We start from the raw sequence: 19,113 nt of genomic DNA on the forward strand, positions 1-19,113 counted from the left end.
TCACGAATCCTGACGTGACGGTTTTGCAAAGCGCAAAACGCCCCGGCGGACAGGCCGGGGCGTTTCTGATTGAGCGGTAAAGGTCTTAGCCCTTGGAGAATTCCGGGTAGGCTTCCATACCCAGTTCCGCCATGTCGAGGCCGTTGATCTCGTCCTCTTCGCTGACACGGATGCCGACAGTAGATTTCAGGACGGTCCAGAGGACCAGAGCACCTGCAAATGTGAAAACACCGTAGGCGATGATGCCCAACAACTGTGTGCCCAGGCTCGCCTCACCATAGAAGATCACGGCGATGGTGCCCCAGATACCAGCGAAGAGGTGAACCGGAATCGCACCGACAACGTCGTCGATCTTGAACTTGTCCAGCATCGGGACAGCGAACACGACAATGATGCCGCCCACAGCGCCGATCCACAGCGCGCCGAACAGGGTCGGGGCCAGCGGTTCGGCGGTGATCGAGACCAGACCGGCCAGCGCACCGTTCAGCACCATGGTCAGGTCAGGCTTTTTGTACAGAAGCTGCGTCATGATCAGAGCAGCGACTGAGCCCGAAGCCGCGGCCATATTGGTATTGGCAAAGATGCGCGACACGTCCGAGACATCGCCCACGGTGCCCATTGCCAGCTGCGAACCGCCATTGAAGCCGAACCAGCCCAGCCACAGGATGAATGTCCCCAGTGTGGCCAGTGCCAGATTGGAGCCGGGGATCGGGTGAACCCTGCCGTCTTTATACTTGCCGATGCGGGGGCCAAGGATGATGGCACCTGCAAGAGCCGCCCAGCCGCCAACCGAGTGTACAACGGTCGAACCGGCAAAGTCGGAAAAGCCTGCCTCAGACAGCCAGCCGCCGCCCCACTGCCACGAGCCCGAGATCGGGTACATGATACCGGTCAGCACGACCACGAAGGCGAGGAAGGGCCAAAGTTTGATCCGCTCTGCCACGGCACCGGACACGATCGAGGCGGTTGCTGCCACGAAGACCAGTTGGAAGAAGAAGTCCGACCCGATTGAGGCATAATCCAGCGCCGCATCCGCGGGTGCCACGCCTACGGCGTCCAGCTTTGTGGTCGAGAAGAACGGGCCCAGCCAACCGGTGATGCTCCAGCCATCGCCGGGATACATCAGGTTGAAACCGATCAGCCAGTACATGATCGCGGCGATGGAAAACAGCGCCATGTTCTTGATCATCTGCATGGCCACGTTCTTTGACCGCACCAGCCCGCCTTCGAGCATGGCAAACCCGGCGGCCATGAAGAACACCAGAAAGCCGCCCATCAGAAACAGCAGAGTGGTGAAGATATATTGCGTGTGTTGCGCGGCCTCGCCGGTGACGGCCTCTTGCGCAAGACCCATCTGCGGCAGCGCGACGATCGCGGCGGCAGGTATGAGAGTTTTCATCAGGTTCATAGTCAGTCCTCGAATGGTGGTGAGTGCGGGCGCCTACAGCGCCTCTTCGTTCGTTTCCCCGGTCCGCACGCGCATGGCCTGCTCGACATCGAGGACGAAAATCTTGCCGTCGCCAATCTTGCCAGTCTTGGCGGTTTTGGTGATGGTATCGACGATCTGTTCGGTCATCGTGGCAGGCACCACGATTTCCAGTTTGACCTTGGGCACGAAATTCACCTCGTATTCGGCCCCGCGATAGATTTCCGTGTGACCAGATTGCGAGCCGAAGCCCTTGATTTCGGTCACCATCATGCCGCGCACGCCAGCGTCGGTCAGTGCCTCGCGCACCTCCTCGAGCTTGAACGGCTTGATTGTCGCAATGATCAGTTTCACGGTTTTCCCCTCTGCTTCCCCGGTCACCCGGCTTGTTTGCACCTGCAGAAAAAAGCGTGCCTTAACGCGGTAAGGAACGATTCAGGGCGTGGCTTGACCAAGAAATTGGCGGCTTGGTGCACAATTTTTGCACAAAAATGATCAATCGATTAAAAATTAGGCAAGATACAGAAGTTGCTTGCGGGAATTTCATACCTCTACTTCAGGGATGTGGCAGGGTATGGTGCGTCAAAATGATAACCGGGCAGAGTTTGAGCATGACTGAGTCCAGGCGCCGCAAGACACCGCTTGTTGCGGACAAAAGATACCCGTCGAAAGGGCGCAAACCCACGACGACCAAGCGCACCGCGAAACCCGCGGGCAAAAAGGCTGCCGCGCGCAAAACGACGGCGCGCAGGACCACCCGGAAGAAGACGCGCAAGAAATCCGGTGGTGGTGGAGGCGGGTTTTTCCGTCGGTTGTTCCGCTGGGTCTGGCGGTTGGTCTGGGGTGTGACATGGCGCGTCGGTGCGGTTGCGGCTTTGCTTCTGGCGCTGGCCGTTGGGGTTGTCTATACGTCACTGCCCGATGTGGATGCATTGCTGGACGGCCGGGCGCGCGGCTCGGTGACATTGCTGGATCGTGACGGCAAGGTCTTTGCCTGGCGCGGCGATCAGTTTGGCGGGGTGATTACCGCCGATACCGTCTCGCCCCATCTGAAGAATGCCGTGGTCGCCACCGAGGACAAGCGCTTCTATCGCCATTTCGGCGTCAGCCCGCGTGGCGTCGCCAGCGCCGTGCGCATCAACCTGAGCGAAGGGCGTGGGCCGCTGTCCGGCCATGGCGGGTCCACCATCACGCAGCAGACGGCCAAGCTGTTGTGTCTGGGTGTGCCATATGTACCCAGCGAATGGGACTCCGAGGCCGCCTACGAGGCCGATTGCCGTCAGGGCTCGCTGTGGCGCAAGGCCAAGGAAGCGGTCTATGCGATGGCGATGGAGGTCAAATACTCCAAAGATGAGATTCTGACCATCTATTTGAACCGGGCCTTCCTGGGCGCAGGCGCGCGTGGGTTCGAGGCTGCCAGCCAGCGCTATTTCGGGATATCCGCCGCCGAGGTAAGCCCGTCGCAGGCCGCGATGTTGGCCGGCCTGTTGGTTGCGCCAACGCGTTATGCGCCCACGAACAATCTGCAACGTTCGCAAGACCGGGCGCGTTTGGTGCTTGGGTTGATGGAGGCGCAGGGATATCTGACCGCCTCGCAGGCCAGCCGCGCGCGCAGCACCCCAGCGCAGCTTTCCGAGGCCGCGGCCGCACGCGCAGGCGGGTATTTCGCCGACTGGGTGATTACCGAACTGCCCAGCTATTTTGGCACTGACACCACCGATGACGTTGTGATCCGCACCACGCTGGATCAACGGCTGCAGAAATCGGCGGAAGAGGCGCTGAAATATATTTTTCAGGAGAAAGTGCGTGAAGGGTCCAAAGCGCAGGCCGCCATTGTCGTGATGTCGGCGGATGGCGCCGTACGGGCCATGGTCGGTGGACGCAAGACGCAGGTGTCGGGTGCCTTCAACCGTGCGACGCAGGCCTTGCGTCAGACCGGGTCGTCCTTCAAACCCTTCGTCTATGCCACTGCGCTTGAACTGGGGTATTCGCCGCTGGATACGGTGGTCGACGAGCCCTATTGCGTCAACATTCCCGGTTCGGGCCAATGGTGCCCCAAGAATTACACTCACAAGTTTTATGGCCGGGTGACGCTGGCGGATGCGCTGAAGAATTCGCTGAACATCCCGGCGGTGAAAGTGGCCGAGGTTGCGGGGCTGGACAATGTCCGCACGGTTGCCAGCGAATTCGGTATCGAAAGTGATCTGGCGCAGGGACCGGCGCTGGCGTTGGGCGCGTCGGAAAGCACGCTGATCGAAATGACGGGGGCGTATGCCGGTATCCTGAACGGTGGCTCGGCCGTGGAACCCTTTGGCCTGTCCGATCTGAAATTGCTGGGCGACGACAAACCTATGATGGTGAAGACGTCCGGTATCGGCGAACGTGTGATCCGGGATGAGGCTGCCAAGCAGCTGACATGGATGATGGAGCGCGTCGTTTCAGAAGGCACCGGTGCGCGGGCGAAGCTGCCCGGATGGCAGGTGGCGGGCAAAACCGGCACAACCCAGGCCGCGCGGGATGCATGGTTCATCGGCTTCACGGCGGACTACGTGACGGGCGTCTGGATGGGTTATGACGACAACACGCCCTTGTCCGGCGTCACTGGCGGTGGCCTGCCCGCTGAAATCTGGAAAGAGACCATGTTGCGCGTGACCGAGGGGATGACACCAACACCTTTGCCCATGATGGCGCCCGAGCCCCCGGTGAAAACCGCGCAACCGCAGCAACAGCGTCGTCGTCAGGGTAACGGGCTCGAGAAGGCCATCAACAACCTGCTGAACAATATCTTCGGCAACTGAGGGGCCAAATAAAAAGGCGGTGCGCAGGGCACCGCCTTTTTTTTGTCTAAACTGGTGCCTGATCAGAGGCTTTCGTCCAGAGCCGCCAGAATGGCGTCGCCCATTTCGGTGGTCGAAACCGGCTCGACCCCTTCATCGGCCAGCAGATCGCCGGTGCGGACACCGTCGGACAATACCTTTTCGATGGCGGCCTCTAGGCGGTCCGCCTCGGCGCCCTGATCAAAGCTATAGCGCAGAGCCATGGCGAAGCTGAGGATACAGGCGATCGGGTTGGCCTTGCCCTGGCCGGCGATGTCGGGGGCCGAGCCATGCACCGGTTCGTACATCGCCTTGGGGCGACCATGGGCCATCGGTGCTCCCAGGCTGGCCGAGGGCAGCATGCCCAGCGATCCGGTCAGCATCGCCGCACAGTCGGACAGGATGTCGCCGAACAGGTTGTCGGTGACGATGACGTCGAACTGTTTGGGTGCGCGCACCAGCTGCATTGCACCGTTATCGGCATACATGTGGGTCAGTTCAACCTCGGGGTACTCGGCGGCCACACGGTCCATGACCTCGCGCCACAGAATGCCGGATTCCATGACGTTGGCCTTTTCCATCGAACAGACCTTCTTGTTCCGGCGCATCGCCAGTTCGAAGGCCGTGCGCGCGGCGCGTTCGATCTCGGATTCGGTGTAGCGCTGGGTGTTGATGCCGACGCGCTCATTGCCTTCTTCGAAGATACCGCGCGGCTCGCCAAAATAGACACCCGAGGTCAGCTCGCGCACGATCATGATGTCGAGTCCAGCGATGATGTCTTTCTTCAGCGACGAGAAATCCGCCAGCGCGTCAAAGCACTGGGCCGGGCGCAGGTTGGAATGCAGGTCCATTTCCTTACGCAGGCGCAGCAGCCCGCGTTCGGGCTTCAGGCTGAAATCCAGATCGTCGTATTTCGGACCGCCAACAGCGCCCAGCAGGACCGCGTCCGCCTCATGCGCCTTGGCCATGGTCTCGTCCGTCAGGGGCGTGCCGTGCGCGTCATAGGCCGCACCGCCCACCAGATCCTCGCTCACGTCGAATTCCAGGCCACGGTTCGCACCGAACCAGTCGATTACTCTGCGCACTTCGGCCATGACTTCGGGGCCAATTCCGTCTCCGGGCAGGATGAGGAGCGAGGGGTTGGACATGAAGGATCTCCTTGCGTTTCGTCGCAATGGCCCTAGCGTCTGCGCCGCATCGGGTCAATGAGACGAACCGGCCTAAACGCTGCTTGTGCACGGGAAATTCTCAATATGGGCGAAAATGGCCGGGAAACCGTTCAAAGGCCGGCCTTCAACCCCTCGGCCAGCAGGTCCCAGACACGCCGGATTCGTGGTGTCTGCCGCATCGCCTGCGGCGCGGCCAGCCACACAGGAAGAACCGGAATCTCCACATCCAGCGGCAGGACTTCGACATCCGGGTCGGCCTCGGCCACAGTCACCTGACTGAATCCAATGCCACAGCCGGCGCGGATCAGTTCCCAATAGGCGCTTTGCAGGTCGCAGCGGGTTGCAAAACTGCCCTTGCTGGCTGGCCATCCTTTTTCCCGCATCTTGGTTATGATCTGTTCGTTGGCGTCAAATCCGACGAGATCATGACTGAACAGGTCTTCGGGTTTTTCGGGCCGCCCTGCGCGGTCCAAATAAGACCGGGCCGCGCAAAAGCACAACGGCACATCCCCCAGGTAGCGCGAGATGATATCCATCTGTTCCGGGCGGTACATGCGCACCGCGATATCGGCCTCGCGGTAAAGCAGGTTTTCGGTGGCGTCGGTGGCGACCAGTTCCAGCTGAATTGCCGGTTCCTTCGCACGAATCTGCGCCAGAATTGGCGGCAACAAATGGTGTGACGCAAAAACCGAGGCCGTAATGCGCACCGATCCCTCAAGTTGCTGCGATTGCCCGGCAGCCGTCAGGCTGAACGCGTTCATGGCGGAATGCATTTTCTGTGCCATCGGCAACAATTGCGCGCCCACCTCACTGAGCTTTAGGCCGCGCGCGTGGCGGTCGAACAGCGACACACCCAGTTCATCCTCAAGCGCGTGAATCTGACGGCCCAGTGTCGGTTGGCTGCGGTCCAGCCGTCGTGCAGCCGCAGACAGCGAGCCGGTTTCGGCCACGGCCAGAAAACTCTGGATCAGCGACCAATCAGAGTGGGTGATAGATCTGTCCATTCAAAAATGAATACACGTTCTGCGTTTCCCGGCAATTCCCTGATTGAACTGAATAGCTCATTCTTTCTGCGGACAGGAGGTGACCATGACTCAAACCGTTCTCATTCTGGGCGCAACAGGCCGGTTCGGCCGCAATGCGAAAGTTGCTTTTCGGAACGCGGGGTGGTCGGTGCGGGCTTTCGATCGCAAAACGCAGGACCTGCGGCAATCCGCGGAAGGGGTAGACGTGATCGTGAACGCGTGGAACCCGCCCTATCCCGACTGGGCGCGACTGGTGTCGAAGCTGCATCAGCAAGTGGTCTCAGTGGCGTCGGACACCGGAGCGACCGTGATGATCCCCGGGAATGTCTATGTGTTCGGCGAGCGGACACCCGGCCCGTGGTCAGGGGCAACGCCGCATATGGCGCAAAACCCGCTGGGCCGGATCAGGGTTGAGATGGAAGAGGCCTATCGCAAATCGACGGTGAGGACGATTGTGTTGAGAGCCGGTGATTTTATTGACACCTGTGCCTCGGGCAATTGGTTCGATCAGATTCTCATCAAGCACCTGTCGCGCGGTCAACTGATCTATCCCGGACAGCCCGACATTCCCCATGCCTGGGCCTATTTGCCGGACCTGACCCGTGCGGCGGTTGCGCTGGCTGAAATCCGGGACAGCGTGCCGCGTTTCTGTGATGTGCCGTATCCGGGGTACACCCTGACAGGCGCAGACCTGGCGCAGTCCCTGTCGCGCGTACTTGGTCATGAGATACGCGTGAAGCAGATGAACTGGTGGCCCCTGTACATGGCCCGCCCGTTTTGGCGCCTGGCACCGCATTTGATTGAAATGCGATACTTGTGGGACCTGCCGCACAGCCTGGACGGGACGTTCTTTGATCACCTGATCGACGGATTTGAGCAGACTGAATTGGATGAGGCAATCAGGAGCGCCATCCCGGAATCAAACCAACCTCGGTCACATCCGAATGTCGCGGTCGGTGCCTGAAAGTGGTTAAGGCGCGGAAACATCGACCCAGATCAATCGATGCCTGCTGGCTTGTTCTGCGGATTTACGCAGCGGTGTAGCCACCTCTGGCCAGAAAATACCCGCATCTTCGACGCGCAGATCGGACGAAGGCAGCACATAATCCACCCGCATCTCTCCCACGGCTTTCCAGACCACAGTGGTCAGAGCACCCGACGGGTCGCTGGGCTGCGGGTCCTGGATTCGCGGGTCGGCAAGAAGGTTCAAAATCGCCTCCTTGCGACCGTCGCCACGCGAGGGGTCGAGATTGGCGTCCCCTGCAATCACAAACGCACCGTCGGGCTTGCGCCCCAGTTCACCGTCCAGAAGTGCGGACCAGAGGCGGATTTCGTCCCGGTTGCGTAATCCGTTGCGATCCTCAGGTCCGTCAAACACCGGCGGGGCGGCGTGAAAAGTCATAACGTCCAATTGCCCGATTGGCGTTTCCACGGGCACAATCCAATGTGCAACCGAGGACAGGCGCTGAATGCCTTGGGCCTCCTTCGAAGGGAAGGGGCCTTTCTCCGTAACGGGCAATTGCGCGCCCGGTAGGTCGCGCCACAGTAGACGGGTAAAGTCCTGCACGGCCTCTTCGCGGATGGCAAAGCGCGACAACACCGCAAGCCCGCCCTCACCAGTGAAACGCCCCCAACCCTGCGCGTCTGCGGGGCCGGAAGTGCGTCCGTCCCCATTCAGGTCCAGAGATGCGTCGACGCCCGAATTCGGCTGCGCCGCGAAGTAGTAAGGATAATCTAGCCCGGCCTCGCGCAATTGTTCGGCCAGCGCCATGAGGGATCGGCCATCCAGATCCCAATCGATACCCTGTAGGGCGACGATATCCGGTCGCGCGGCGACCAGAACATCGACTACCGCCTGTACCTGCGTATCGCCACGCTGGATGTCACGCAGCAAAATACCGGGCCCATCTCGGCTGAGTTCCGTATTGTAGGTGGCAATGCGCACTGTCTCTGCCTGAGCCATCACCGGCAACAGCAGCAGAAGCAGGATGCGGATCATGCGGTCTGCGTGGACTCGGCTGTGGAATAGGCGCGCCGCTTTTCAACGATCAGATTGGCAATGCGCAAAGTGGCCATGCCGCGCATAATCATGCTGGCTGGCAGGAAAGCCCAGGCGCTCATCGTCCAGATCAGGGTCTGAGGATTGCTTAGCGAGATCGGGTTGGCATAGTCAGTGAGCATCTTGATCAGGGCCGGGATCAGGAATGGCAACAGCACGCCGATCGAGATGTTCAGGCGCCCGTCGCGCTGCAGGCGGGTGACCACATCACCCCCTTTGGTGGGGTCGAACAGGGGCAGGTTGGTCCAGACATTGAACGCGCCATTTCCGGTCGGCCAGCCACGTATTTTCACCGCATAGGCAAAGCTGCCGATAGTCACCAGCGCGGCAACATAGGCGACACTGGCTGAAATGCGGACCAGTTCGATCAGGGGCGGACTGGCATCCGCGGGCAGCATCAGAACGATAAGGCGCACAGGCGAATATGGAAAGTCGACCACATTGGCGACGCCCAATCCGACGGCATAGAAAGCCGTAGTCAGTTCGGTCGGTGCGTAGGCGTTTTTGCAGACCAGTGTCAGAAAAGTGACCATCGACATGAGGCCGACAAAACGCAGGCGGTTAACAGGCGGCGCGTCGCGGAATTCGATAAAGCTGGGAAAGGCCGAGTTGTATTCGGCGAAAGTCAGAAAGAATGCGAGAATGGCGAGAAAGACGACAATCTCGGTGCCATTCGTTGACGATACGGGCAGGTACAACGCGGGGGTCAGCACCATCAGCGCTACTAGTAATCCCCGAATCGCCGCCCCTGTTGTGCGCGCAATCACTATCCGAACCCTTTCAAACTGGATTAGTCGATTCTTCGCCGACTTCATTCCAACTTGTGCCCGCCGCATTATTGTTTTTTGACGGATGCCTCTTTAGCGCCAACACTGGCCCCGATCGGCAATTCGCTCAAGCCAAGGTGCAGAAAACACGGCATTTCGGGCAAAATGATGGCGAAACTGGTGCGTGTTTGCATCATTTCTGACGCAAATACGACGTGTAGATCGGGTTGTCCTCTACATGTTGTGGTTGCTAAGGGCGTAACCCCAAGAATGCGAATGGGGCCGCCTCGGCGACCCCATTAAGTTGAGTACTCACAGATTCGTCCACAGAATCAGACCCAGGGGCGGGCCTGGCTTGCATGATCTTCGAATTTGTCGATGTGGTGATCTTTTTCCATCGTCAGGCCGATATCGTCCAGACCGTTCAGCAAGCAGTGCTTGCGGTGCGGGTCGACGTCGAACTCAATCACGACACCATCCGATGTGGTGATCTGCTGATCTTCCAGATGCACGGTCATGCGGGCGTTTTCACCCTTGTGTGCGTCTTCCATCAGGATCGCGTGGTGCTCTTCTTCGACGACGATGGGCAGGATGCCGTTCTTGAAGCAGTTATTGAAGAAGATGTCGGCAAAGCTGGTCGAGATCACCACCTTGATGCCGAAATCCTTGATTGCCCAGGGCGCGTGTTCGCGCGACGAGCCGCAGCCGAAATTGTCGCCTGCGACCAGAATTTCAGCCTCGCGGTAGGCAGGCTTGTTGAGAATGAACTCTTCGTTTTCCTGCCCGTCATCGTGATAGCGCATCTCATCAAACAGCACGACACCCAGACCGGACCGTTTGATGGTCTTCAGGTGTACTTTGGGAATGATCATATCGGTATCGATATTGATCAGCGGCATCGGGGCGGCCACCCCGTGGACTTTGTCAAACTTTTCCATGTTCACACTCCTGCGGGAGAGGGCCGCGCCCATGCCCCGCGATTAAGCTTGTTTCGCTTCCATTGTTTCGTCTTTGGGTGCGTCTTTGATGAAGAACGCCATGAAGACCAATCCGAACCCGTTAAACAGCATCTCGATGCCCAGCAGGATACCCAGCAACTGGAGCAGCACCGCAGGATCGGTGGCTGCAAAACGCCAGATCAGCACCGCCAGGACGATCGACATGAGGCCCGAGATCAGCGTGGCCCAGAAAAACTGCGTCCCGCGCATCTGGAACGACAGGAAGATCCGCGCAATGCCACCTGCCAGAAACAGGATCAGCACCACTGTGGCCAGCGTCACTGTTCCCTGCAGCGGATGGTCCAGAAAGGACCACCCCAGGAACAGCATCACCACACCCATGATGAATGACAGGACTTTGTTGCCGGTTCCCTCAACGGTGAAACCGCCCACAACTTGCAGCGCGCCCGAGATCAGCAGCAACACTCCGGTCACCACTGTAACGGCAATCGACGCCACCGCTGGCGCGCCCAGCACGAATATGCCGAACGCTATGGATAGGAGCCCCAGCAGGAGCCATTTGACCCAGTCACTCATGTCTTCAATCCCTCAAATATCTAGTTATGAGGGGACTTTACATCAGTTCACGCACGTCTGTCAGCCGTCCCGTGATTGCCGCTGCGGCAGCCATCGCGGGGCTCAACAGATGGGTGCGTCCGCCCCGGCCCTGACGGCCTTCGAAGTTGCGGTTCGAGGTCGCGGCGCACCGCTCACCCGGCTGCAACTGGTCGGGGTTCATCGCCAGACACATAGAACATCCCGCCAGACGCCATTCGAAACCGGCCTCTTTGAAGATGTCGGCCAGACCTTCTTCCTCGGCCTGAGCGCGAACAAGGCCCGAGCCCGGCACGACCATGGCGCGCAGGCCGTCCTTGATCTTCTTGCCCTTCAGGATCTCAGCCGCAGCGCGCAGGTCCTCGATCCGACCGTTGGTGCACGAGCCGATAAAGACGGTATCGATTTCGACATCGCTCAGCTTTTGGCCAGCTTCCAGACCCATGTATTCGATCGAACGCCGGGCCGCGTCGACCTTACCGCCTTCGAAATCTTCAGGCCGTGGCACGGTTGCGGTGATCGGCAGAACGTCTTCGGGGCTGGTGCCCCAGGTGACGACCGGAGCAATGTCTTCGCCGCGCAGGGTGATGACCTTGTCGAAATGCGCGTCTTCGTCTGTGTAGAGCGTTTTCCACCAGTCCATCGCGGCTTCCCACTGGGCACCTTTCGGCGCGTGGGGGCGGCCTTTGACGTATTCATAGGTCGTCTCATCCGGTGCGATCAGGCCCGCGCGGGCACCGCCCTCGATGGCCATGTTGCAAACGGTCATACGGCCTTCCATCGACAGGTTGCGGATCGCTTCGCCGCAATACTCGATGACATAGCCGGTGCCGCCGGCGGTGCCGGTCTCACCGATTACGGCCAGAGTGATGTCCTTGGCGGTCACACCCGGCTGCAGTTTGCCGGTGATTTCCACCTTCATGTTTTTGGATTTTTTCTGAATCAGGGTTTGAGTGGCCAGAACATGCTCAACCTCCGACGTACCGATACCGTGGGCCAGAGCGCCAAATGCGCCGTGCGTCGCAGTGTGGCTGTCGCCGCAGACCACGGTCATGCCGGGCAGGGTCCAGCCCTGTTCCGGGCCGACGATGTGGACGATGCCCTGACGGACGTCATTCACAGGATAGTAGTGAATGCCGAAATCCTTGGCATTCTTGTCCAACGCTTCGACCTGAATGCGCGACTCGGGGTTTTCGATCCCGTTCACACGGTCCGGCGTGGTCGGCACGTTGTGGTCCGGTACCGCGATGGTCTTTTCCGGCGCGCGCACCTTGCGGCCCGCCATGCGCAGGCCTTCGAAGGCCTGCGGACTGGTGACTTCGTGCACCAGGTGGCGGTCAATATACAGCAAACAGGTGCCATCATCGGCTTCGTGCGCGACATGGGCATCCCAGATCTTGTCATAGAGTGTTTTGGGGGACATCGGTCCTCTCCCGTATGTTTTGAGATATGCTGGCGAGTGGCTGGGCGCCGCTTATAGGCGGGCCAGAACCGTGCGGGCGGCCCCAAAGAACCGTTCACGCAGGCGCGTGCGGTCTTGCAACGTCGGAGCTGGGGCCAAATAGACTCTCATGCGCACCAGATATATCGCGACCACCCGTCAATCAAGGTTCAATCCGGCGTCAGGCTTGCATCGCCCCGCATTGCTGTCCAAGCTGCGGCGCAGGAGACGTATATGAACCAAGACCTGATCCCAAGTTCGCTGTCGGGCCTCTACGAAAATATGCTCGCGGCTTTTTCCACACAATTCGAAAAACTTGTCGATCTGATCGTCACACCGGGCTGGCGGCAACACCAACTGGTCATCATTCTGGTTCTGTGGGCGCTGGCCTATATCCTGAAACTGGTGACGCAAGGCCGGTGGGAGGCTTGGGCCCGCGCCCGCACTGGCTGGCCCAAATGGCGGCTACGCACTCTGGTGCAGCTGATGCAGCGCCTGACTCTGGTGTATTTCGTGCTGATGTCCTGGATGGTGTACCTGCTGATGCAGCAGATAACCTGGCCATCGCGCAGTTACATCATCGGTGTGATCGCGACGCTGACCGTCGCGTGGCTGGCGATTGCACTGGTGGCCCGGCTGGTGCGCAACCGGACCCTGCGGCGGATCTTCAAATGGGCAATGTGGGTCTATGCAACGCTGATTGCGTTGAATCTGACCGACGACGTGGCCGGGTTTCTGGACGGGGTGGCCCTGTCGATTGGCGATCTGCACATCTCGGCGCTGGGTATTCTCAAGGCCATTCTGTTGATTGGCGTTCTGCTGACCCTGGCCCGCATCGGTACCCGCGCTGCCGAGCGGGGGTTGCAGAGTAACGATGACATTACCCCGTCGATGCAGGTTCTGTTGGCCAAGGGCATACAGGTGCTGCTCTACGGTGCCGTCTTTCTGGCAGCCATCCGCACTTTGGGATTCGATCTGACCGGCATCGCGCTGCTGTCGGGGGCAATCGGTGTGGGCATCGGGTTTGGTCTGCAAAAAGTGGTGTCGAACCTGATTTCCGGCATCATCATTCTGATGGATCGCTCGATCAAGCCGGGCGACGTAATCTCGTTGGGTGATACCTTCGGATGGATCAATGCGCTGGGTGCGCGCTATGTTTCGGTGGTGACGCGGGACGGGCGCGAGTACCTGATCCCGAACGAGGATCTGATTACCAATCAGGTGGTGAACTGGTCGCACTCTGACCGGTTTGTGCGCCTCGATCTTGATTTCGGCACCAGCTACGACGACGACCCGCATCAGGTGCGGGCAACGGCGATCCGGTCTGTGAAGGCGGTCACGCGGGTGCTTAGCGGCGGGTCGCACGAGCCGGTCTGCCACATCACCGGGTTCGGTGACAGCAGCGTGGACTATGTGCTGCGTTTTTGGATCAGCGACCCGACCAAGGGGCTGACCAATATCCGGGGCAACGTTTATCTGGCTCTATGGGATGCTTTCAAGGAAGAAGGTATTTCCATCCCCTTCCCGCAGCGCGAGGTTCGGCTGCTTTCCGACGGCGCAGGTGCGCAACAGATCGCCAAAGAGTGACTGCCCGTGCGGGCGCCCCAGCGGCCTTTCATTGAAATATTGCATTTCGCTTGTTACCTTATTAGTACCCCGGCGCCGGGGTTTTGCGGCGCGCAGCAAAGGAGGACTATGTCCTGTCTCTACATACACAGGCGGGTTTGCCCGCCGATGATCGGGCCAATGTAATGGCCCACTCTCAGTCAATCAGCGACAAGCTGCTTGAACGTATCCTTTCCTCACTTTCCGATGACAAGGCCGAAGATGTCGTGCAGATCAACCTGCAGGGCAAGTCCTCGGTGGCGGATCATATGGTGATTGCCTCGGGTCGTTCGACCCGTCAGGTCTCGGCCATGGCGGAAAAGCTGACGGATCGCATCAAGCAGGAATTCGGTTTCACCTCGAAGGTCGAAGGCAAGGATGCCGGCGACTGGGTGCTGATCGATACGGGCGACGTGATCGTCCATATCTTCCGCCCCGAAGTGCGTGAATTCTATCAGCTGGAAAAGATGTGGCTGCCTCAGGGCGGCAGCGCCTCGGCCAACTGAGGCGCCATCCCGGCCTGTATTGGGAGGCCGGAGGCGAGAGAAATATGCGTATAAGCATAGTTGCGGTCGGACGATTGCGCGCCGGACCGGAGAAGTCCCTGCTTGATGATTACCTGACCAGATTTGACCGGACCGGCCGTGCGCTGGGCCTTGGACCCGCGCGCGTGATTGAGGTCGAAGACAAGAAGAACGCGGGTATGAGCGCCGAGGCCGCGCTGCTGCGCAAGGCGCTGCCCAAGGGTGCGGTGATCTGTACGCTCGATGAACGCGGGCGGGTGATGTCCTCGCCCGATTTTGCCCAAAAGCTGGGTGGCTGGCGTGACGCCGGGCGGCAGGATCTGGCGCTGATCATTGGCGGGGCGGACGGAATAGACCCTGATCTGCGGGCCGAGGCCGATTTTTCCATTTCCTTCGGGTCGATGGTCTGGCCGCATATGCTGGTTCGTGTGATGCTGGCCGAGCAACTTTATCGGGCCGCAACCATCCTGTCTGGCGGCCCTTATCACCGGGTCTGACATGGCAAAGCTTCTGATCGTTTACCATTCCCGCACGGGCGGTGCTCGGCAAATGGCCGAAGCGGCGGCCGAGGCCGGGCGGGAAGAAGCAGACATCATCCTGAAATCTGCGGATCAGGCTGGCCCTGAGGACTTGCTGCAAGCGGATGGATACATCTTCTGCGCACCCGAGAATCTGGCGGCGATATCGGGTCTGATGAAGGAGTTTTTCGACCGCAGCTACTATCCCGCGCTAGGGCGGATTGAAGGACGGCCGTACGCTCAGATGATCTGCGCCGGGTCAGACGGGGAAAACGCGGCCCGACAAACGGCGCGGATCGCGACAGGCTGGCGATTGAAAGAGGTGCAACCTCCGCTGATCATCTGCACCCATGCGCAGACGCCCGAGGCGATCCTGGCCGAAAAAACCATCCCCGATAAACAGCTGGACAAATGCCGCGAGATCGGGCTGGCCATGGCCGCCGGATTGGAAATGGGCCTGTTCTGATTTCAGGGCAGGGGGACGACGAAAGTCTTTTCGGCCCAGCCATCGACACTGCACCGCGCCTGTATCCGAACCTGTGCCATCCCTTCCGGAATCGCCACTCCGCTGAGAGAACGGGTAAAGGGCTGCTCATGCTCGTGCGGGTGGTGCAGCACACGCATACCCAACTCGTTGCCATCCATATCCAGCACGCGCCAGCCGTCGGCATAATGGTCCCAGCCCGTGTCGGGATGAGAGACCGTCACGTCGAATCTCCACGTCTCACCATTGCGCTGCGCGGTGGCGTTTTCGATTACGGGATCATCGGCAAGGGCCGGTGTCGCTATTAGTGCTGAAAGAACAAGATATCTCATAGTGCGAACCCTAACCATTGTCGGAGCGCTATGCGATCACGATCCGGTGTTGAGCAAAACCGCGCGCGAATGCGAGGTAAATTCTCGACGGTACAGCATGGCCAGCGTGATCACCGTGCCAAGGATCAAGGCCAATGGCCCCAAAATCCACGCCACCGCCGCCAACGCGAAATAAGTCGCCCGCAATCCGCGATTGAAGCTACGCGCCGCAGTGACGCAGATCTCGGCCGCCTGTGCCGCGCGGGGATAAACGTCAGGGTGTTCGGGGTCGTTCGGGACGGCCGCCATCAGAACCGCGCAATAGCCGAACAACCGATGCGCCCAGACATATTTCAGGAACGCGTTGCACAGAAACAGCAGAATAATCAGGATTTTGACCTCCCACACCATCGTGGGCGCGCTGCCAAGGGCCAGATCCTCGGCAACGCCTGCCAGACGTTGCGGGTTGCCCAACAGGGCGAGCCCGCCGCCAATGGCGATCATGGTGGTCGAAGCAAAGAACGTGCTGCCCTGCCGCATCGCGGCAACCACCTGGGCATCAAACATGCGTGGCTGTCTGGTCACCATCTCTTTCATCCAGTCGCGGCGGTAATCGTCCATGATCTTACCGACCGATGGCCTTCGCGGCGACGGATTCTCGACCCGCCAGCCGATCCAAAGCCATGCACCAAGCAGCAGCAGAATGCCGACATAGTCGATCGGCGAAAACGGAAGAGATTGGGTGATCCAGGACATGAGCGCGACACTACGTCGTGGCATCGCAACTTGCCAGATCGGAAAATTGGTAATATTATTTTACCAAACCGGAGGATCAGCCATGGACATGCCAACGCCAAACCCCGACGTGCTGCGCCGTAAGGCCTTGGTTCAGCAGCGGTTGCTGAAGGTATTGCCTGAAGATGCGGTGATCCACGACCCCGCTGAGACACGCGCCTATGAATGCGATGCGCTGACGGCCTACAAGTGCCCTCCAATGCTGGCCGTTTTGCCGTCGACCACGCAAGAAGTATCAGATGTGCTGCGCATCTGTTGCGAGGAAGGTGTGCCGGTCGTTCCACGCGGATCGGGTACCTCGCTGGCGGGTGGGGCCCTGCCGACCGCCGACTGCGTTATCCTCGGCGTCGCCCGCATGAACGAGGTGTTGGAGGTCGACTATGACAACCGTTTCATTCGGGTTCAGACTGGTCGCACCAACCTGAGCGTGACCGGTGCCGTGGAAGAGGATAACTTCTTCTACGCCCCCGACCCCTCGTCGCAGCTGGCCTGCGCCATCGCGGGTAATATCGCGATGAACTCGGGCGGCGCGCATTGCCTGAAATACGGCGTAACCACCAACAACCTGCTGGGCGTAAAAATGGTCCTGATGGATGGCAGCGTGGTCGAGATCGGCGGGACGCATCTGGATTCGGGCGGGCTGGACCTGCTGGGTGTCGTTTGCGGCTCCGAGGGGCAGTTGGGCGTCGTGACCGAGGCGACCCTGCGAATACTGCGCAAACCCGAAGGTGCCCGACCTGTTCTGATGGGGTTCGATGACAACGAAGTGGCTGGGCAATGCGTGTCCGACATTATCAAGTCGGGCATCCTGCCTGTGGCTATCGAGTTCATGGATACGCTGTGCATCAGGGCTTGCGAGAATTTTGCCCATGCGGGATATCCCGACTGTGCCGCATTGCTGATCGTTGAGGTCGAAGGCTCTGACGCCGAAATCGACTATCAGTTGTCGAAGATCATCGAGATCGCAAAGCGCCACAACCCGGTTGAGCTGCGCGAAAGTCAGTCGGCCGAAGAAAGTGCGAAAATCTGGCTGGGCCGGAAATCGGCTTTCGGAGCGATGGGGCAGCTGAACGATTACATGTGCCTGGACGGGACGATCCCGGTTTCGGCGCTTCCGGAGGTTCTGCGCCGGATTGGAGAGATGAGCGAAGAATACGGCCTGCCCGTCGGCAATGTGTTCCATGCCGGCGATGGCAACATGCACCCGCTGATCCTGTTCGACGCCAACAAACCCGGCGATCTTGAGAAATGCGAGGCGTTTGGTGCCGACATCCTGAAGCTCTGCGTGGATGTGGGTGGATGCCTGACCGGAGAGCACGGCGTGGGTATCGAAAAGCGGGATCTGATGTCGCATCAATACACACCCGCCGACCTTGAGGCGCAGATGACCGTCAAGGATGTCTTCGATCCTAAATGGCTGCTGAACCCCGCCAAAGTATTCCCGCTCAGCGCCTCCGAAGCTCGGAGAAATGCGCTGATGGCAGCGGAGTAATCGGCTCTAACACAGAAGAAATGCGATGAAACCTGAGACAGAGGCCGAACTGGCCGAGATAGTGGCCGATCTGAAAGAACCGGTGCGTATAGCCGGGGGCGGCACCCGTGGCGTTGCCGGGCCCGGGACCACGATTGAGACATCCGGGCTGAGCGGTATTACTCTGTATGAGCCCGGCGCGCTGACCATCGTGGCAAAGGCGGGCACGCCGGTGGCCGAGATCGAAGCCGCCTTGGAGGCCGAAGGTCAGCAACTGGCGTTTGAGCCGATGGATCACCGGGGCTTGCTCGGCACCGTTGGCGAGCCGACCATTGGTGGTGTTGTCGCCGCCAACATCTCGGGTCCTCGCCGGATTCAGGCCGGGGCTTGCCGGGATTTCCTGCTTGGCGTGCGCTATGTCGATGGCACGGGGCGGGTGGTCAAGAATGGCGGCCGGGTGATGAAAAACGTCACCGGATATGATCTGGTTAAACTTATGGCGGGTTCCTGGGGTACCTTGGGGGTTTTGACCGAGGTGTCCCTGAAGGTTTTGCCAAAGCCCGAAGCGACCGCGGCTATGGCCGTACAGGTGCCGGATGCGGCAACTGCGATTCAGACTTTGTCCGCAGCGCTGAAATCTCCGTTCGAGGTCAGCGGTGCAGCCTATGACCCCCAAACCGGCCGCGCCCTGTTACGGGTCGAAGGATTCACGGATTCGGTAGCCTATCGAGTTGATCAACTGAAGTCCGTTTTGTCCGATTCCGGTGAGATCGACGAGGCCGAACAACCCGCCGACCTGTGGCGTGCCTTGCGTGATGTCACGGCGTTTCATGGTCAGGATGGTGATGTCTGGCGCATTTCCGTGAAGCCAACCGACGCGCCGGACATCGCGGCGCGGCTGCAGGCGTATCAAACCCTGTTCGATTGGGGCGGAGGTTTGATCTGGGCGCTGGCCTCAAAAGCCACCGATCTGCGCGCGCGGTTGGGTGTGCATGACGGTCACGCAACTCTTGTGAGGGTCGATGCGGCGACCGCTGATGCTCTGGGCAGGTTCCAACCCGAACCCGCGGGATTTAAGGCTCTAACTAAGGGTTTAAGGCAAAAATTCGACCCACGCGGTTTGTTCAATCCGGGCCTTATGGGGTAAGC

The 19,113-nt window shown here is 59.8% G+C and carries 19 protein-coding genes; 8 read left to right on the forward strand and 11 right to left on the reverse strand.

Going from position 1 to position 19,113, the window contains the following annotated elements:
* Window positions 1-85: 85 nt before the first annotated feature.
* Entirely contained in the window at window positions 86-1,408 is a 1,323-nt protein-coding gene (locus tag GOX66_RS07610) for an ammonium transporter (protein WP_170761226.1), read from the reverse strand.
* A 33-nt stretch (window positions 1,409-1,441) separates the two neighbouring features.
* Window positions 1,442-1,780: a P-II family nitrogen regulator gene (locus GOX66_RS07615; RefSeq protein ID WP_170761228.1), complete on the reverse strand. Its 339-nt coding sequence runs from the start codon at window positions 1,778-1,780 to the stop codon at window positions 1,442-1,444.
* A 257-nt stretch (window positions 1,781-2,037) separates the two neighbouring features.
* On the opposite strand from GOX66_RS07615, the gene GOX66_RS07620 reads away from it, so the two are divergent.
* A complete protein-coding gene (locus GOX66_RS07620) occupies window positions 2,038-4,224 on the forward strand; it encodes a transglycosylase domain-containing protein (protein ID WP_170761230.1) in 2,187 nt (728 codons plus the stop codon).
* Between the two features lie 62 nt (window positions 4,225-4,286).
* Here the strand turns inward: GOX66_RS07620 and leuB are convergent, their stop codons facing one another.
* Window positions 4,287-5,390 (reverse strand): 3-isopropylmalate dehydrogenase, encoded by a 1,104-nt coding sequence (leuB, locus tag GOX66_RS07625; RefSeq protein WP_170761232.1) that lies wholly within the window; start codon window positions 5,388-5,390, stop codon window positions 4,287-4,289.
* Between the two features lie 131 nt (window positions 5,391-5,521).
* Window positions 5,522-6,415 (reverse strand): LysR family transcriptional regulator, encoded by an 894-nt coding sequence (locus GOX66_RS07630; protein ID WP_170761234.1) that lies wholly within the window; start codon window positions 6,413-6,415, stop codon window positions 5,522-5,524.
* An 85-nt stretch (window positions 6,416-6,500) separates the two neighbouring features.
* On the opposite strand from GOX66_RS07630, the gene GOX66_RS07635 reads away from it, so the two are divergent.
* Window positions 6,501-7,400 (forward strand): Rossmann-fold NAD(P)-binding domain-containing protein, encoded by a 900-nt coding sequence (locus GOX66_RS07635; protein ID WP_170761236.1) that lies wholly within the window; start codon window positions 6,501-6,503, stop codon window positions 7,398-7,400.
* A 6-nt stretch (window positions 7,401-7,406) separates the two neighbouring features.
* Here GOX66_RS07635 and GOX66_RS07640 read toward each other — a convergent pair whose 3' ends face one another.
* From GOX66_RS07640 to leuC, 5 genes are all read right to left on the reverse strand, one after another.
* On the reverse strand, window positions 7,407-8,435 hold the full coding sequence (locus tag GOX66_RS07640; RefSeq protein WP_170761238.1) for an endonuclease/exonuclease/phosphatase family protein: 1,029 nt from the start codon (window positions 8,433-8,435) through the stop codon (window positions 7,407-7,409).
* A complete protein-coding gene (locus GOX66_RS07645) occupies window positions 8,432-9,262 on the reverse strand; it encodes a hypothetical protein (protein ID WP_170761240.1) in 831 nt (276 codons plus the stop codon). Before GOX66_RS07645 ends, GOX66_RS07640 begins: the two co-directional genes overlap by 4 nt.
* A 332-nt stretch (window positions 9,263-9,594) precedes the next feature.
* Window positions 9,595-10,200, reverse strand: coding sequence for a 3-isopropylmalate dehydratase small subunit (gene leuD / locus GOX66_RS07650; RefSeq protein ID WP_170761242.1), 606 nt, complete (start codon window positions 10,198-10,200; stop codon window positions 9,595-9,597).
* Window positions 10,201-10,242: 42 nt separating this feature from the next.
* Window positions 10,243-10,797: an HdeD family acid-resistance protein gene (locus GOX66_RS07655; protein ID WP_170761244.1), complete on the reverse strand. Its 555-nt coding sequence runs from the start codon at window positions 10,795-10,797 to the stop codon at window positions 10,243-10,245.
* Window positions 10,798-10,834: 37 nt separating this feature from the next.
* Window positions 10,835-12,238, reverse strand: coding sequence for a 3-isopropylmalate dehydratase large subunit (gene leuC, locus GOX66_RS07660; RefSeq protein ID WP_170761247.1), 1,404 nt, complete (start codon window positions 12,236-12,238; stop codon window positions 10,835-10,837).
* A gap of 252 nt (window positions 12,239-12,490) precedes the next feature.
* Here leuC and GOX66_RS07665 point away from each other — a divergent pair, with 252 nt between their 5' ends.
* The 4 genes from GOX66_RS07665 (at window position 12,491) to GOX66_RS07680 (ending at window position 15,369) form a co-directional block, all read left to right on the forward strand.
* Complete coding sequence (locus GOX66_RS07665) at window positions 12,491-13,843, forward strand: mechanosensitive ion channel family protein (protein WP_170761249.1); 1,353 nt, start codon at window positions 12,491-12,493, stop codon at window positions 13,841-13,843.
* Between the two features lie 164 nt (window positions 13,844-14,007).
* A complete protein-coding gene (gene rsfS / locus GOX66_RS07670; protein ID WP_058276550.1) occupies window positions 14,008-14,367 on the forward strand; it encodes a ribosome silencing factor in 360 nt (119 codons plus the stop codon).
* Between the two features lie 44 nt (window positions 14,368-14,411).
* A complete protein-coding gene (rlmH, locus tag GOX66_RS07675; protein ID WP_170761251.1) occupies window positions 14,412-14,882 on the forward strand; it encodes a 23S rRNA (pseudouridine(1915)-N(3))-methyltransferase RlmH in 471 nt (156 codons plus the stop codon).
* 1 nt (window position 14,883) lies between these two features.
* Window positions 14,884-15,369, forward strand: coding sequence for a flavodoxin family protein (locus GOX66_RS07680; protein ID WP_170761253.1), 486 nt, complete (start codon window positions 14,884-14,886; stop codon window positions 15,367-15,369).
* A 2-nt stretch (window positions 15,370-15,371) separates the two neighbouring features.
* Here the strand turns inward: GOX66_RS07680 and GOX66_RS07685 are convergent, their stop codons facing one another.
* Window positions 15,372-15,719 (reverse strand): hypothetical protein, encoded by a 348-nt coding sequence (locus GOX66_RS07685; protein WP_170761255.1) that lies wholly within the window; start codon window positions 15,717-15,719, stop codon window positions 15,372-15,374.
* A 36-nt stretch (window positions 15,720-15,755) separates the two neighbouring features.
* Window positions 15,756-16,454, reverse strand: coding sequence for a DUF599 domain-containing protein (locus GOX66_RS07690; protein ID WP_170761443.1), 699 nt, complete (start codon window positions 16,452-16,454; stop codon window positions 15,756-15,758).
* 82 nt (window positions 16,455-16,536) lie between these two features.
* Between GOX66_RS07690 and GOX66_RS07695 the strand changes: the two genes are divergently transcribed.
* Together GOX66_RS07695 and glcE are read left to right on the forward strand one after the other, a co-directional pair.
* Window positions 16,537-17,985, forward strand: a complete 1,449-nt coding sequence (locus GOX66_RS07695; protein ID WP_170761257.1) for an FAD-linked oxidase C-terminal domain-containing protein — start codon at window positions 16,537-16,539, stop codon at window positions 17,983-17,985.
* A 25-nt stretch (window positions 17,986-18,010) separates the two neighbouring features.
* Window positions 18,011-19,111, forward strand: coding sequence for a glycolate oxidase subunit GlcE (glcE, locus tag GOX66_RS07700; protein WP_170761259.1), 1,101 nt, complete (start codon window positions 18,011-18,013; stop codon window positions 19,109-19,111).
* Window positions 19,112-19,113: the final 2 nt, after the last annotated feature.

This window comes from Ruegeria lacuscaerulensis (genome assembly GCF_013031245.1).
GTDB lineage: Bacteria > Pseudomonadota > Alphaproteobacteria > Rhodobacterales > Rhodobacteraceae > Ruegeria > Ruegeria lacuscaerulensis_C.